Source organism: Streptococcus cristatus ATCC 51100, from assembly GCF_011612585.1.
In the GTDB taxonomy this organism is placed as follows: Bacteria; Bacillota; Bacilli; order Lactobacillales; family Streptococcaceae; genus Streptococcus; species Streptococcus cristatus_H.
In genome coordinates this window covers 861,289-875,400 of the sequence record NZ_CP050133.1, presented here as the reverse complement: position 1 = coordinate 875,400, position 14,112 = coordinate 861,289, and the positions used below count along the sequence as shown (strand labels likewise).

The 14,112-nt window shown below is 41.8% G+C and carries 14 protein-coding genes; all 14 read right to left on the bottom strand.

All coding sequences use genetic code 11. The features are described 5' to 3' along the window. Positions 1-44: 44 nt before the first annotated feature. Positions 45-1,811 carry a glycoside hydrolase family 13 protein gene (locus tag HBA50_RS04335; protein ID WP_045496971.1) on the bottom strand — a complete coding sequence of 589 codons (1,767 nt, stop codon included), beginning with the start codon at positions 1,809-1,811 and terminating at the stop codon, positions 45-47. A gap of 310 nt (positions 1,812-2,121) precedes the next feature. Then, positions 2,122-2,787 (bottom strand): hypothetical protein, encoded by a 666-nt coding sequence (locus HBA50_RS04330; RefSeq protein ID WP_045496968.1) that lies wholly within the window; start codon positions 2,785-2,787, stop codon positions 2,122-2,124. 247 nt (positions 2,788-3,034) lie between these two features. Next, a complete protein-coding gene (locus HBA50_RS04325; protein WP_045496965.1) occupies positions 3,035-3,424 on the bottom strand; it encodes a DUF7668 domain-containing protein in 390 nt (129 codons plus the stop codon). Positions 3,425-3,453: 29 nt separating this feature from the next. Then, the gene (locus HBA50_RS04320) at positions 3,454-4,308 is read right to left on the bottom strand and encodes an ADP-ribosylglycohydrolase family protein (RefSeq protein ID WP_045496963.1); all 855 of its coding nucleotides are present in this window, start codon (positions 4,306-4,308) and stop codon (positions 3,454-3,456) included. An 11-nt stretch (positions 4,309-4,319) separates the two neighbouring features. Further along, positions 4,320-5,126: an alpha/beta hydrolase gene (locus tag HBA50_RS04315; RefSeq protein ID WP_045496956.1), complete on the bottom strand. Its 807-nt coding sequence runs from the start codon at positions 5,124-5,126 to the stop codon at positions 4,320-4,322. Between the two features lie 44 nt (positions 5,127-5,170). Then, entirely contained in the window at positions 5,171-6,529 is a 1,359-nt protein-coding gene (gene rlmD, locus HBA50_RS04310; protein ID WP_045496954.1) for a 23S rRNA (uracil(1939)-C(5))-methyltransferase RlmD, read from the bottom strand. Positions 6,530-6,710: 181 nt separating this feature from the next. Then, positions 6,711-8,048, bottom strand: a complete 1,338-nt coding sequence (locus tag HBA50_RS04305; protein ID WP_045496953.1) for an LCP family protein — start codon at positions 8,046-8,048, stop codon at positions 6,711-6,713. Next, positions 8,045-8,893 (bottom strand): prephenate dehydratase, encoded by an 849-nt coding sequence (gene pheA, locus HBA50_RS04300; protein ID WP_045496951.1) that lies wholly within the window; start codon positions 8,891-8,893, stop codon positions 8,045-8,047. The genes HBA50_RS04305 and pheA overlap by 4 nt, the downstream gene beginning before the upstream one ends. Then, the gene (locus HBA50_RS04295) at positions 8,890-9,366 is read right to left on the bottom strand and encodes a shikimate kinase (protein ID WP_045496948.1); all 477 of its coding nucleotides are present in this window, start codon (positions 9,364-9,366) and stop codon (positions 8,890-8,892) included. The genes pheA and HBA50_RS04295 overlap by 4 nt, the downstream gene beginning before the upstream one ends. Next, on the bottom strand, positions 9,359-10,642 hold the full coding sequence (aroA, locus tag HBA50_RS04290) for a 3-phosphoshikimate 1-carboxyvinyltransferase (RefSeq protein ID WP_045496946.1): 1,284 nt from the start codon (positions 10,640-10,642) through the stop codon (positions 9,359-9,361). Before aroA ends, HBA50_RS04295 begins: the two co-directional genes overlap by 8 nt. 209 nt (positions 10,643-10,851) lie before the next feature. After that, positions 10,852-11,043: a DUF3272 family protein gene (locus HBA50_RS04285; RefSeq protein WP_045496942.1), complete on the bottom strand. Its 192-nt coding sequence runs from the start codon at positions 11,041-11,043 to the stop codon at positions 10,852-10,854. 38 nt (positions 11,044-11,081) lie between these two features. Continuing rightward, positions 11,082-12,746: a DNA polymerase III subunit gamma/tau gene (gene dnaX / locus HBA50_RS04280; RefSeq protein ID WP_045496939.1), complete on the bottom strand. Its 1,665-nt coding sequence runs from the start codon at positions 12,744-12,746 to the stop codon at positions 11,082-11,084. Beyond that, complete coding sequence (locus HBA50_RS04275) at positions 12,746-13,243, bottom strand: GAF domain-containing protein (protein WP_045497701.1); 498 nt, start codon at positions 13,241-13,243, stop codon at positions 12,746-12,748. The genes dnaX and HBA50_RS04275 overlap by 1 nt, the downstream gene beginning before the upstream one ends. A gap of 29 nt (positions 13,244-13,272) precedes the next feature. Further along, positions 13,273-14,106 (bottom strand): alpha/beta fold hydrolase, encoded by an 834-nt coding sequence (locus HBA50_RS04270; protein WP_045496936.1) that lies wholly within the window; start codon positions 14,104-14,106, stop codon positions 13,273-13,275. Positions 14,107-14,112 lie beyond the last annotated feature (6 nt).

Sequence of the window (14,112 nt, the reverse complement as noted above, 5' to 3'; positions counted from 1 at the left end):
AATTTGAGTAACTCTGACAAGTCTTTAAGTTAGATTTCCAAAAATTAATTTGTAGCAGATTCCAAATCTTCCGCAAAGATCACAAAGCCTTTTGGTGAGATAAGAAGTTGCCCCTCCGATACTTGGCAATGACTTGCTAGAGTTGCAGAATTACTTTCTAACAGGTAATTCTCCTTGGATTGGTTAAAAGTTGCTCGGACCTTTTGCCCATCATAATCCCATTCCAGAGACAGCACATCAGATTTGATTTCTTCTAGACTATATTTCCCATGCTGAATAATGTCCGCAACTCTCTTACGAAGATGAATCAACTTCTTCATGAAATTAAGCATGTCATTGCTATCGGAAATACGTTCCCAAGGCATAACACGACGACAATCTGGATCTGGTCCTCCATCTAACTCTAGCTCGGTTCCATAGTAGAAACACGGAGTTCCCTTTTGCAAAAAGAGGCAGGCAAGGGCAGACTTAACAAGTTGGCCATCTCCCTTGGCAGTAGCCAAAATGCGCTCCGTATCGTGCGAATCCAGAAGATTAAACATCACTTCCGAAATCTGCTGTCTATAATACATGAACTGACCGTTGATTTCATTGATGAATTGAGGCGTCTTTTTTACCCCACGCAAGAAATAATCCTTGATGCTATCAGAGAGAGGATAGTTCATGACCGCGTGGAATTCATCGCCATTTAGCCAAGGCTGAGAAGTGTGCCAGACTTCCCCAAGAATATAAAGGTCAGGCTTTTTAGCCAAGACAGCCTTACGGAAATCTCGCCAAAATTGATGGTCGACTTCATTAGCTACATCCAGGCGCCAAGCATCGATATCAAATTCTTCAATCCAGTAGGTCGCAACACTCAACAAATAGTCTCTCACTTGAGGATTGGCCGTATTGAGCTTAGGCATATAGCTCTCAAAGGCAAAGGTGTGATAAGGTAGTTTTCTCGGATTACCTAGCTTATCCTTGGTCACTGGGAACTCTTGAACATGGAACCAGTCTTTGTAAACAGAATCTTCACCATGTTTGAGAACATCCTGCCACTGTGGAGATTGGTCTCCGATATGGTTGAAAACAGCGTCCAGCATGATTTTCATGCCTCTCTGATGGGCCTCATCCACCAGTTGACGGAAAGTTTCCTTGTCTCCAAAATGGCGGTCAATTTCGAAATAATCCGTCGTATTGTACTTGTGATTGCTCGGGGACTCAAAGATAGGACAGAGATAAAGGCCTGTAATGCCCAAGTCCTGCAAGTAATCTAGATGGTCAATAATTCCCTGTAAATCGCCACCAAAAAAATCACTCGTCTTTGGTTTGATAGATGAATCCCAAGCCAGAGCCCCTTCTGGAGAAATCTCAGGATTGCCATTAGCAAAGCGTTCTGGAAAAATCTGATACCAAACTGTCTTTGAAACCCAATCAGGTACATGACAAGCATCAATTTCATGAATATAAGGAAGCTTAAAGCCGTTTCCTTCGTAATGAAGGTTTTCGAGTGTGTTTTCAACACAACCCTTATCGCCATACAAGATAGTCTGGCCTTGCTTATCCTTAATCTCAAAGAGATACTGGAGTCGTGCATAGCCAACTGTAATCTCCACCTGCCAGTAATCAAACAAAGCATCGGAGGTGACTTTGACCATTTCCTTGCTGTCCTCATAATGGTCCTCTATAAAGATAAAAGGATCCCCATAATGCAAGTTGACTCTTTCAATATCTCCCCTTTTCGTCCGAATGCGAATGTGCATTGTCTTATCCTTATAAAGATAAGCAAACTCCGACTCTGGCCTGTGATAAATAGCTGACAATTCCATATTTTCTCTCCTAGATTTCTCATTATAAGTTTATCGAAATTTTGTGCAAACGATTTCATAATTCTAGTATACTACTTTAAAATTTTATTTGCAAGGCTTGTCCATAGTTTCAAGTGGTTTGTTTTTAAAAATAAAAAAGCAGCAATTCTTACGACTTACTGCTTTCCAATTCTGACTAATTTATCAAATCTTGATTCAATTTTTCGAACACTTTCAAATATTTCATTTCCAATTCAACACTACTTTCGATAATACTGCAGACATTTCAACCAGACGGTTGCTTTTTTCAATTTCGTTCATAAACTCCCCCCTATTGTTTAAATATTGTTAAATCTAGCTGAACTGTCTTAGTCTTCGAATTCAATTGGATTGTAATCCCATAAATCGAGCTACTAGAGTACCTTACTCTGATTCTACAGGTTGTATCCTCTGGTAAATCGTACTTGCTTTTGAGTTTTTTGAAGAACTCAGAGTAATTTTCAGGCCGGTAGATAATATCGCTCAATTCAGTTTCAGCACTCTTAAAGGTTTCTTTTATATTCAAGGAAGCGAAATAATCTCTTTGTACTATCAAATTAAGAATTTCTTCGTCAAACAAAGGTTCTAACTTCGATTCGTACTGTAATCTCCCATTAGAGTAAGTAACAGGAACTGTTTCTTTATTATCCCCGATTTTTATTGTATAGTCACCCTTAATGTCAGATTGGCTAGTATCTAAGGATACTTCATAATCCTTTACTGCGTTTCCACTCTCTATATAAATACTATTTTTGTAAAGCTTTAATCCAGTAAACTCCTTCTTGTCTTGCTCTAAAAATTTAAACATAGGTTCAAACGTTTTTTCAAATTCGTACTGTTCCTTTGTTCTGTTTTTGGGAATTGTTTCACTACTCAAACTACAGCCATTCAATGATAATAGTGATATCAGTGTGATGACCAAGCCAGAAAGCCATAATAAATGCTTATATTTTTTCATTTATATCTCCAAAATCACGAAACTTAAGTCTATTATAGCATAAACATACTGGAAATGACTTTCTATAACCATTTAGATTCATTCATAAAGTTCATTTAAAGACATTCGACCTATTGATAGGAAAATTTAATGGTTTAAAACCTTCAACCTTACTCTTATACAAAAAAAGACATTCAAGAAAATCTTAAATGTCTGTATAAATACGGTATCAAAGATATCGTTTGTTGAACTCTATCAATCTCATTTCCTAATCAGAATCGACATTAAGAAATCTTACTGTATAGCCATTGTCGGTATATAGAAACTCTAATTGCAATCTCATATCTACTAGTCCAGAATTTGAAGTCAAATCATAATCAACAGCAAACCCAGTCTGGTCATCATAATCATAAATCTCCAATTGAGAATACTCATAAGGCGGATTGAAATGACATTCCACACCATACTCATCAATCGTGTCAAAATCATTCAATTCTAATGTCTTTTCAACATAACCAAAGAATTCGTTTAAATCGTCAATCTCTGATTCATCGACATAATTCATAATGTCTTCGTATTTTTTCAGGTGAATAGCTTTTAAAATATTTGTGATAACGTCTATAACTTTTTCTTTTTTATACTTATCAAGTAATTCCATAGGTGACACCTTTCTATTCAACTAAACAATCATTTTCCTGCTATGTAAAGCTCCCATCGACCAATTACATCCTTTAACGATTCATCTAGATAGGAATAGGCCTTTTCCTTGATCCAATCAGGAATACCATATGCTGCCTCAGCTATGCTCCCCGTTATTGCAGCAACTGTATCACTATCGCCACCAAGGGAAATGGCATTTCTAATAGCATCTTCGAAGTCTCTACTTTCCAGAAATGCAATGATAGCCTGAGGTACGGTATCCTGACATGCTTCATTGAAACGATAGTTAGGACGAATTTCATCTAGAGTTTGAGATAGATTGTAGCCGTATTCCTGCTCAATATAATCCTTGATCCGTCTTTTGCACTCTGTAGGATTGTGGTTGATTGGTTGCTCGTAATCCCCACAATAACCTCCAAAGTAATAACGACTCAGAAAGATAGCATCAGTTATCGCCATAGCTCCCTTGATACCTTCGGGATGATTATGAGTCACTTCTGCAGAAAGTCGTGCAAGCTCTCTAGTTGATGGCGTCATACCAGTTCTCGCACAAAAGCCACAGTCCATAAGCCAAGCACAGGGAGAAACACGCATCGCAGAACCATTTCCAAAACTGTAATAAGGTTCACGATTGTCACTATTGAGCCACCTACTAAACCGAGCACCGTAGCTCGCATCGGGATACATCTTGCCGTATTTCTTCATGGCGTCAATAAAGTCATCCTTCCGACCACCATTCATAATAGCCTCAGCAACAGCACAGGTCATGACCGTATCATCCGTGAAAAAACAATCCTCACGAAATAAAGGAAAATCCTTCGTTTTGATATTGTTCCATTCATAAACTGAACCTACAATATCCCCAATAATTGCTCCTAGCATCCGTCTCCTCCTTATGGCATATCAGATTCGTTACACATTTCTAATGAATCACTCTTTAAAAATGGCACCACCAAATCAATCCACTCATAAGGCAGGTAAGCTGATAAATAGCCGTGATTATAGCCCTTTGCTTCATACAAAATTGTATTTGAATGTAGCTGATGAAATAATTTCGCTGATTCTTTCACACAGTTCAATTCTTTTTCACCATAGATATACAGAACCTGAGCCTTGCTAGCAGAAATCACATCTTTCAGCTTGTAACATCCCATATAGTTTTTGTAAATGGTCACCAATGTTTTGATAGGCGTCCTTGGCAAATCCTCCAAATAATAAGCTTTTATTTCCTCTGGAAAAGCCAGTTTAGGATAGAATTTGTTCATCATGCTGAACTGAAGTTTGCAAGAGAATTTATTGAACATCAGTTTACCAAATAGAGACACTAGAAAGATGCTGATTTTAGCTAACCTCGGTTGAGGAATACAGAGGCTTCCATCTATGATGGCCTTCTCAGCAATTTCACTGTCTAAAGACAAAAGCTCCATGGCAATTTGACCACCAAGTGAAACACCACCGATTGCAAACAATTTCCCACCACAGTTTGCTTTGATATAGTCTAGAATCTCCAAAGCAGAATCTTCAGTAGAAACATAATCAAGTTGATATTCCTCGCCGTGGCCATTCAAAGTGGGTAGAATAATACGGTATTCTTTTGACAAGATTCGTGCTTGACGAAGATAATTCCACCAAGAACTGCCACCACCATGTATCAGTAAAATAGGAGGCAAATTCTTATCACCAAATTCATGGAATTTCATGTTTAAACTCCTTACTGTAGGGCTTTCACTAGCTACACCCTTGTTTAATCAGCTCGTACAAGCAGTGATACCGCCTCAACATGATGCGTCTGCGGAAAGAGATCCACTGGCTGGACTTTCTTCAGTTCATAGCCCAGCTCTTGATAAAGTTTGATATCACGCGCCATGGTAGCAGGATTGCAGGAGATGTAGACAATCCGCTGGGGCTCCATGCTGACACTAGAAGTAATAAAGCTTTCTGTCAGGCCCTTGCGCGGCGGATCGACTAGGATGACATCCGCCTTGATTCCCTGATTCAGCCAAGTTTGGATGGCTTGTTCTGCAGGGGCGCAAACATAGCTGGCATTGGTGATACCGTTGAGCTCTGCGTTTCGCTGACTATTTTCCACGGCCTCAGGAATGACTTCGACTCCATAGACCTGCTGGACTTGATCAGCAAGCGACAGACCAATGGTGCCAATGCCCGAGTAGGCATCCAGCACAATATCCTCTTTTTTAAAATCAGCAAAGTCGAAGGCCGTCTGATACAGCTTCTCCGCCATCTCGGTATTGACTTGGTAAAAGGCTGGCGCAGCAATCTGGAACTGCTTGCCCAGCATGCTGTCAGTGATAAAGTCTTGGCCGTAGAGTGTTCGGAATTCCCGACCAAAGATCGCATTGCCCAGCTGGTCGTTGATATTTTGCATGATAGACTTGATAGCTGGGAAAGCCTCTGTCAAACGCTCAATTAGCTGATCCACTCGGAAAATCTTAGGCCGACTGGTCACCAAAATCACCATGATTTCACCCGAATAATGTCCACGGCGGACAACCAGATTGCGGATCAGACCAGTACCTTCCTTCTCATCGTAAGGCTTGAGGTCAAATCGGCGCAGCAAGTCGCGTACAAAAACGATGACTTGGTCGATAACTGGATCCTGAATGTAAAAGTCCTCAATCGGTAAGAGGTCATGGGAATTTTTTCGAAAAAAGCCAGTTTCCAGCTGTCCATTGACACGACGGACTGGCACCTGTGCTTTATTACGGTAGGCCAGTGGCTGATCCATGCCCAGTGTTTCCAGAACTTCTACGTCCGAAATACCAGCGATTTTATAAAGACAGTCCTGCACCTGCTTGCCTTTAAAAGCTAGCTGGGCTGGGTAGGACAAGTGCCCCAAATCAGCAATTCCAGTCCGCAGATAGGCCAAATCGACATGCTCATTGCGCTGATCAGACTTCTTCACAAATTCCTCAACACGGCCAAAGCCGATTTTTTTATTGACCTTGAGGACACGCATGCGAATCACTTCACTCGGCAGGGCATTTTCAACGAAAAAGACGCGGCCGTCTACCTTGGCCACACCCGCTCCCTCATGACTCAGATCTACAATTTCTACTTGAATAATATCGTTCTTTTTTAACATTTCTTTACTTTCTAATCAATCCTGCACTCAACTACAATTATACTAAAGCAGGGAATCACAGGATTTCTACTGTTTATTTCTTTCTTCCTATTGGAAAATATGTTCACATTTCTGCTCTGCTATTTTCCAAAAAGAAAGGGAAGAGACAAAATCTGCCACTTCCCATTATATCATAAGAGCCCTATCTTAAGCCCATTTGTTTCAATCTTTCTTTATAGGCTTCAAAATCAATCAAGAGTCCTTGTCCACCATACATATCATAGGTATCCGTCCAGTCGCCTAGTTCTGGTATAGTGAGGCGCTCTATCCCATTGCGTGAATCAAGCACCAAGGATAAGCCTTGTGACCAAATAAAACTCTGAGGTACATTGGTCGAGGTCAAGGCAAAAACTTTTCCTAATGCTTCAGATCCTGTAAAAAGCTTCGTAGGGTCTTTTATCTGCTGCATGATAGCAGTCAAGACTTCTTGCTGGCGACGTGTACGACCAAAGTCACCCTCATCGTCCTTACGGAAACGGGCATAGTTTAAGAGCGTCCGACCGTCCATGTGCTGACGACCAACCTTGATGGTTTGAGTAGGAACCACTCCATCCTTCATGTTTAAATCATCTGGAACTTCCACTTCTGTGACTTTTTCCCCATCAATGGTCGAAAATTTAGCATCCATAAATACACCATTTGGAAAGAGGGTGTCAATTGCAGTCGCAAAGGTGTTAAAGTCTACTAAAGCATAGTATTTAATGTCAATATCGAAGTTATCTTTCAAAGCTTGACGAACTGCCTCAGCTCCACGATGATTGTCTTGTTCACCAAAAGTATAGGCGGAGTTCAATTTTTGATCATAATAATCATCATCCGTTGGCTCCGTGTAGGAATTGCTGACACCGTCAATATGAATCAAGGTATCACGCATAAAGCTGACTAACTTCATTTTATGGTCTTTATTGCCAACGTTCAAGACCATAATTGAATCAGTCCGAGTCTCCGTTGAATTTTCTCCAATTCGGCCATCCGTCCCTAAAACAAGAATGTTGATCCCATCTCGAGCATCATGGCCATCAAAGTACTCAACATCAGCCGCTTTGAGATTTCCTGGTCTCGCTGTATTTAAGCCTTTGAAAAACATAAAGAGCATGCCAGAAACAACCAAAAGCACAAAAATAAGGAGCCACATCAGCACGCGCTTCGGACGAATTTTTTTGTAGGTTCTAGCAGTTTTCTGAGTTGATTTTTTCGCTTCTTGCTTTGAAGAAGTGCGGGAATTCTTTTGACTTCTGCTAAGAGAACCTTTACCCGGGTATTTGGGTAACAAACCGGATGAATCCGTCTTCGAATCCTCTGGCGAAGCCTGCACGGTCTGCTTGGTAGGCGTTTTTTGCGCAGCATCTGGCCGTCCTTTCGACTTTTGGCGGAGATAATTATACTCCTCTTTTTCATGTTCGTTAAGATAGTAATAGTTTGTATGGAGATAATCCAGCCTTAACTGCTCGTGTCGACTCAGATTTTCTGTTTCTCTCATCTCTGCTCCAATCTATAATCCTGAATTTGAAAAACGGGATAACTTCCTAGAATTTTAAAGGTGATACCAAGTGTAGCAAGCTCTTGGTAAGCGAAATCCACTAATTCTTTCCGTTCATTATCAATATCAATAATAAAGAAATATTCCCCTAGGGCTGTTTTAAGAGGGCGACTTTCAATCTTTGTCAGGTCAATACCGCGCCAGGCAAAGGTTGATAGTGCCTTATACAATGCACCGGGCAGATTATCCGGTAAGGTCAAAGCTAAACTCTGCTTTTCCTCTTGCTTTACAAGCTTAAGAGCAGGGGTGGTTTGTCCTAAAATCCAGAAACGAGTGAAATTTTCCTCCATTTCCTGAATATCCTGAGCCACCACTTGCAAACCATACTCAACTGCCGCAGTCCGCGGTGCAATAGCGGCAAAAGGTTGGTCAGGATGCTCAGCCACAAAGCGAGCCGCATAAGCTGTACTGGCAGTAATTTCAATTGCTGCTGCTGGATAATGCTGGCGAATATAGCCTTTCCCCTGAGCAAGCGCCTGAGGATGGGAAAAAACTTTCTCAATGGGCTTGTCCAAACTGGTCGCCAACAACTGCTGCTTAATGGGCTGAATAATCTCTGCTACCGCTTGAATCTCAGCCTGATGGAAAAGATAATCCAAGGTCTCATGGACACTTCCTTCAATCGAATTTTCCACGGGAACGACTGAATAATCCACCTCTTTCCCTTCATAGGCCTTCATCACTTCTGTGATATTTTGGTAGGGCACCAAGTCTGCTTGGGGAAAGGCTTCTTGGGCAACATGGTGGGAAAAAGATCCCTTAGGTCCTAAAAAAGCTACTTTCATTGAATTTCCTCAATAATTTCTTGTGGCGTTTTTCCTACCACGTCAATTGTTTGTGTCGCGACTGCCTCATAGAGAGCCTGGCGTTGTTCAAAAATCTCCTGCAAGTCTGCCTTGCTCTTGGTCAGATACAAGGGGCGCTGATTTTCCTGATCTTCCTCAATCCGACGAAAGAGGGTCTCAAAGTCAGCTTTCAGATAAATATTTTGGGGATTTTTAGCCAATAAGTCACGATTTTGGGAGCTCAAGACGACACCGCCTCCCGTAGAAAGCACGACATCCTGCTGGATACACTCAGCCAAGACTTCAGCTTCAATTTTCCGAAAGGCTGATTCACCATATTGAGCAAAATACTCTTGGATGGACAGGCCGATCTTTTGGAAAATCAGCTCGTCCATATCCAGAAAATCTGCTGACAAGGCTCTCGCAATCGTTGATTTTCCCGCCCCCATGAAGCCAAGTAAAATCTTAGCCATTCACCAAGCCCTCCAAGTCTGAAAAGAAGCTTGGATAGCTGGTATTGATAGCCTCTGCCCGCTCCAGCTCCACCTCTCCATCTGAAACTAATAGAGCCGCAATGGCTACCATCATTCCAATACGATGATCGCCGAATGTATTGATGGTTGCACCATGAAGAGGCGTTTTTCCATCGATAACCATGCCATCTGCTGTAGGGGTAACGGCTGCTCCCATGCTATTTAAAGCATCTGCGACAACCTGAATCCGATCGGTTTCTTTGACCTTTAACTCCTCGGCATCTCGGATCACCGTTCTGCCCTCAGCTTGGGTGGCTAAAAGGGCAATAATCGGAAGCTCGTCTATCAAGCGCGGAATAATTTCTCCGCCAATCTCCGTTCCTTTCAGCTCGGAAGTCTCAACGGTAATCGTAGCGGATTTGGCCACCTCATCTATATTAGAAAGGGTCATCTTACCGCCCATTGCCTTGATAACATCAAGAATCCCCGTCCGGGTTTCATTGATCCCAACATTTTCAAGGACGATTTTGGAATGGGGCAGAATCAAGCCTGCAACCAGCCAGAAGGCTGCACTGGAAATATCACCAGGCACTCTCACTTCTTGTCCAGTAAAGGTCTGACCACCCTGCACACGGATTTCTTTATCCTTGACCTTAATTTGACCACCAAATTGGACAATCATATCCTCGGTATGGTTACGGGTGATTTCCTTTTCAATAATGACCGACTCGCCTTGAGCCTGTAAAGCTGCAAAAATCAAGGCTGATTTAACTTGAGCGGAAGCCACTGGCAGCTGATAATGGATAGGCCTTAAATCTTTTCGGCCATGGATGTGAAGTGGCGGTAAATCTCGTTCTGTCTGACCCCAAATATCCACACCCATCTGACTAAGAGGCAGGGTTACCCGATCCATCGGACGCTTGGACAAACTATCATCCCCAAACATCTCTGCTGCAAAATCCTGACCTGCCAAGACACCCGAAATCAAGCGGATAGAGGTCCCTGAATTTCCCATGTCCAATTTATTGTGCGGCGCCTTGAGGCCATCAAACCCAACACCGTGGATCTTGACAGTCTTTCCATCATCCTCTATCTTGACGCCTAAATCGCGAAAGACCTGCATCGTAGAAAGGACATCCTCACCTCTCAAAATATCGTGAACCACTGTAAGGCCTTTGGCCAAGCTTCCGAACATAATCGAACGGTGACTGATTGATTTGTCGCCCGGCACACGGATGCGACCATTCAGGCCTTTTGCCTTTGTTCTTAACTTCATAGATGCCCCTTTCAATTGCTACTAACTTCTATTTTATCATAAAAATAGCAATTTTCTAAAAAATTCTTGTATTCATTCCGACTTCTTCCTTCTTTCTACTTTTCTACATGATAAAAGAGGCTGCGACAATCGTCTCTCAGCCTCCCTTATTCCTTGTCAAAACCACGAGAGTACCAGATTCTTACTCTAGTCATTCTCTGATTTAACCATTATTTGTGTCCTAAATGCTTATCAATCTCATCTATAATCCGCCCCATCACATAGCTAATCTGCAGATTTCGACCAATCAAGATAGCCCAGAAAATAGCCATCAGATAGTCTTCAGACATGATTGATTTATTAAAAAAGTACGTTTCTAAGGCTGTAAAAGCCGCCATTACTATAAATTGTCGTCTATTCATTCTTCCATTATAGCATGAAAAATCATAAAAATCTAAATTCAATCATCTTGAACAGTGATTTTTTCCGCTAGAAAATCAAAGCCCTCTGGTATCAATCTTTCTTCCTGCTTTTCAGCTACTTCTGCTTTATTGCTGCGACTTCTAGCTGAAAATTCTGCCCGAATCTGAGTCCAGTCCTCGAGGGAAATAGCCAAAATATCTGGTGAAAAGCCAGCAGCATTGCTCAGCAGGTTTCCAAACATGGTATTGAGATTTTCTCTTTTCATGGTCTGCTCAGCATTGAAATGAGACTCAAAAGCCAAAATAGCATGGTTTTCGTTGGCTGCAACTGGTTGCGAACCAATGAGCAGCGCCTTGTCTGCTCCTGCCAAACTCTCGATGATTTCACCCCAAGCATTTTGCAGCTTGGTCAAATTGCTGCGAGCCAATTCAGGATTTTCCACCGCTTCTTCCAAGATAGCATTGACCTTATTGCGGTCTACGCGATAGGTCTTAGCCTTCTGAGGTCGTGCCTCTGATTTCTTAGCTACTGGAGCTGGCTGACTGCCTACATTGGCTAATTGTTGCTTAAGCTCTTGGATTTCCTGCTTGAGATTAGACAGTTCTTCTGCCAAGTTGTCAGGAATCTGATCCAAGCTTGCTTTTTCCTCAGCCAGTCGAATGGTCATCATTTCTGTATAAATCTTAGGCTGCAGGCTGTTCTTGATATCTGCTAGACTCTTGGTCGCTATCTCAATCATGGCAAAGAGAGTCTCCTGCGGTGTCTTGAGATTTTCTAAAAAAAGCTCACTAGCATGAGTATTCTCCCCACCAGTTTTGACAATGAGCAAATCACGAAGATATTGCAGGAGGTCCGTCACGAAGCGAGCCATGTTTTTACCGCTGTCAAAAATCAGATTGAGATTATCCAATGCCGCAACTGCATCATGCGCAATCAAGGCTGCTACATAAGCATCCAAGGCTCCCAAGCTGATAGAGCCTGTGATCTCTTCAGCAATATCAGTGGTCAGACGGTTTTCCTGAGTTAAACTGAGAGCCTGATCAAGGATAGACAAAGCATCCCGCATACCACCCTCAGCTCGACGGGCAATAATCTGCACACCTTCTTGCTCAAAATCAATGCCTTCCTGCTCCAGAATCCACTCAATATGACCAATGATGTCCTGCGTCTTGATAGACTTAAACTCAAATCGCTGAACACGAGAAAGAATGGTCGCTGGAATCTTATGCAGCTCTGTCGTCGCTAGGATAAAGACCACATTTTCGGTTGGCTCTTCCAAGGTCTTGAGCAAGGCGTTAAAGGCTCCAGTCGAGAGCATGTGCACCTCATCAATGATATAGACCTTGTGCTTGGCAAGACTGGGCGCATAGGTAGACTTGTCCCGAATATCACGAATCTCATCGACACCATTATTAGAAGCCGCGTCGATTTCGATAACGTCTTCAAGACTCCCCTCAGTAATAGCCTGGCAGATATAGCAATCATTGCAGGGCTCACCGTCCTTTTGATTCGGACAGTTCATAGCCTTGGCAAAAATCTTAGCAACACTGGTTTTCCCTGTTCCACGTGGGCCAGAAAAGAGATAGGCATGGCTTATTTTGCCTTGCTCCACAGTCTGCCGCAGAGTCGTAGCTACTACTTGCTGACCCACCAGCTGACCAAAGGTCTGACTGCGGTACTTTCTATATAAAGCTTGATACATTAGGCTTTTTCTCCAAACATTTCAAAATTCCAAGTCGTTTTTTCAAGCAAAATCTGAACAAACTTTTCTAGATATTCCTGATCTACCTTATCATAATCACCCGTCAAGGCTGAGTCCAAATCTAGCACTCCCAAAAGGTGGCCATCTTTTACCATGGGCACTACAATCTCGCTCTTAGCACGGCTATCACAAGAGATATAGTTGGCATGCTGGGTCACATCATCTACGATAATCGTCTGCTCTTTCTCAGCAGATTCCCCACAGACTCCCTTACCTAATGCAATGTGGACACAAGAAACGCCCCCTTGAAAGGGCCCCAAAATCAGCTCGTTCCCATCAAAAAGATAGAAACCAGTAAAAACCGAATTGGGCAGGGCTTGATTGAGCAGGGCGCTAGCATTAGAAAGATTGGCCAAAGCGTTGGTCTCACCCTCCAACAAGGCTTCCAGCTGAGCCAGTAATAGTCGATAATTTGAAATTTTTTCTTTTGTGTTCATAGAGTCTATTATATCAAAAAGCCGGTCTTTCAACCAAGCTTTTCTTTAATTTTGTTATCCAAAAATTCATCAATCAGTCTATTTACAATATCGGGTTGGTCGGTATTAGAATTATGTCCCGCCTTATCAATCCATTGAACAGACTTCCCAGTATTTTTTTCATAGGCTTTCAAATATCGTATACAAGACCCTGCACGATCTTCTTTTCCACATATAACCAATTGTGGACATTTTACTTCATAAGAAAGCTTCTTCTCTACTGCTTCTGAAAATATCTTATATCCGTATCCCGCAAGACGAGCATACCTTTCTTGATCGCCATCATAAACCATCATCATATCATACATCAGTTTTCTTCCATAGTCTGTTGTTGATACGCTTTTAGGCCCAGATTTCAAAAGAGATTTCCATGGATAGATTCTATAAATTGCCTCCATTTTTTTTAAGAGCCACAATTCCATAGCTGTATAATACTTCCTTTGAAGGGATGGTGAATCAATCGTAACAAGGCCTTTTAATTTCTCAGGAAAAAGTTGAGCATAAACCTGTCCTACATATCCTCCCATTGACTGACCAATTACTATTGGATTTTCTATTCTCTCTTTGACAAATATTTCATCCAGCCAAGTTGCTAAATCAAATAAAGTAAAATCGAGACGAAATGGATAAGATGAAGCGTGTCCAGGTGCGTCCCAAACCAAGACTCTATATGTATCTTTAAAATATTCTATTTGTTTTTCAAATAACCTATGGTCAGCAGTTAGCCCAGGTAAAAAGATAAGATTACTTTGGGATGATTCAACAGCATCATTTGTCCAATAATGAATTTTTCCACTTGGTGTTTCATATGTTTTTTCAATCAAAGTTCA

Excerpts from the sequence above, each read along its gene's own strand:
- HBA50_RS04275 (WP_045497701.1), bottom strand. The coding sequence starts at position 13,243 with ATGAACACAAAAGAAAAAATTTCAAATTATCGACTATTACTGGCTCAG.
- dnaX (WP_045496939.1), bottom strand. The coding sequence starts at position 12,746 with ATGTATCAAGCTTTATATAGAAAGTACCGCAGTCAGACCTTTGGTCAG.
- HBA50_RS04325 (WP_045496965.1), bottom strand. The coding sequence starts at position 3,424 with ATGGAATTACTTGATAAGTATAAAAAAGAAAAAGTTATAGACGTTATC.
- HBA50_RS04295 (WP_045496948.1), bottom strand. The coding sequence starts at position 9,366 with ATGGCTAAGATTTTACTTGGCTTCATGGGGGCGGGAAAATCAACGATT.
- HBA50_RS04330 (WP_045496968.1), bottom strand. The coding sequence starts at position 2,787 with ATGAAAAAATATAAGCATTTATTATGGCTTTCTGGCTTGGTCATCACA.
- HBA50_RS04320 (WP_045496963.1), bottom strand. The coding sequence starts at position 4,308 with ATGCTAGGAGCAATTATTGGGGATATTGTAGGTTCAGTTTATGAATGG.
- HBA50_RS04285 (WP_045496942.1), bottom strand. The coding sequence starts at position 11,043 with ATGAATAGACGACAATTTATAGTAATGGCGGCTTTTACAGCCTTAGAA.
- HBA50_RS04335 (WP_045496971.1), bottom strand. The coding sequence starts at position 1,811 with ATGGAATTGTCAGCTATTTATCACAGGCCAGAGTCGGAGTTTGCTTAT.
- HBA50_RS04305 (WP_045496953.1), bottom strand. The coding sequence starts at position 8,048 with ATGAGAGAAACAGAAAATCTGAGTCGACACGAGCAGTTAAGGCTGGAT.
- HBA50_RS04315 (WP_045496956.1), bottom strand. The coding sequence starts at position 5,126 with ATGAAATTCCATGAATTTGGTGATAAGAATTTGCCTCCTATTTTACTG.
- rlmD (WP_045496954.1), bottom strand. The coding sequence starts at position 6,529 with ATGTTAAAAAAGAACGATATTATTCAAGTAGAAATTGTAGATCTGAGT.
- aroA (WP_045496946.1), bottom strand. The coding sequence starts at position 10,642 with ATGAAGTTAAGAACAAAGGCAAAAGGCCTGAATGGTCGCATCCGTGTG.
- pheA (WP_045496951.1), bottom strand. The coding sequence starts at position 8,893 with ATGAAAGTAGCTTTTTTAGGACCTAAGGGATCTTTTTCCCACCATGTT.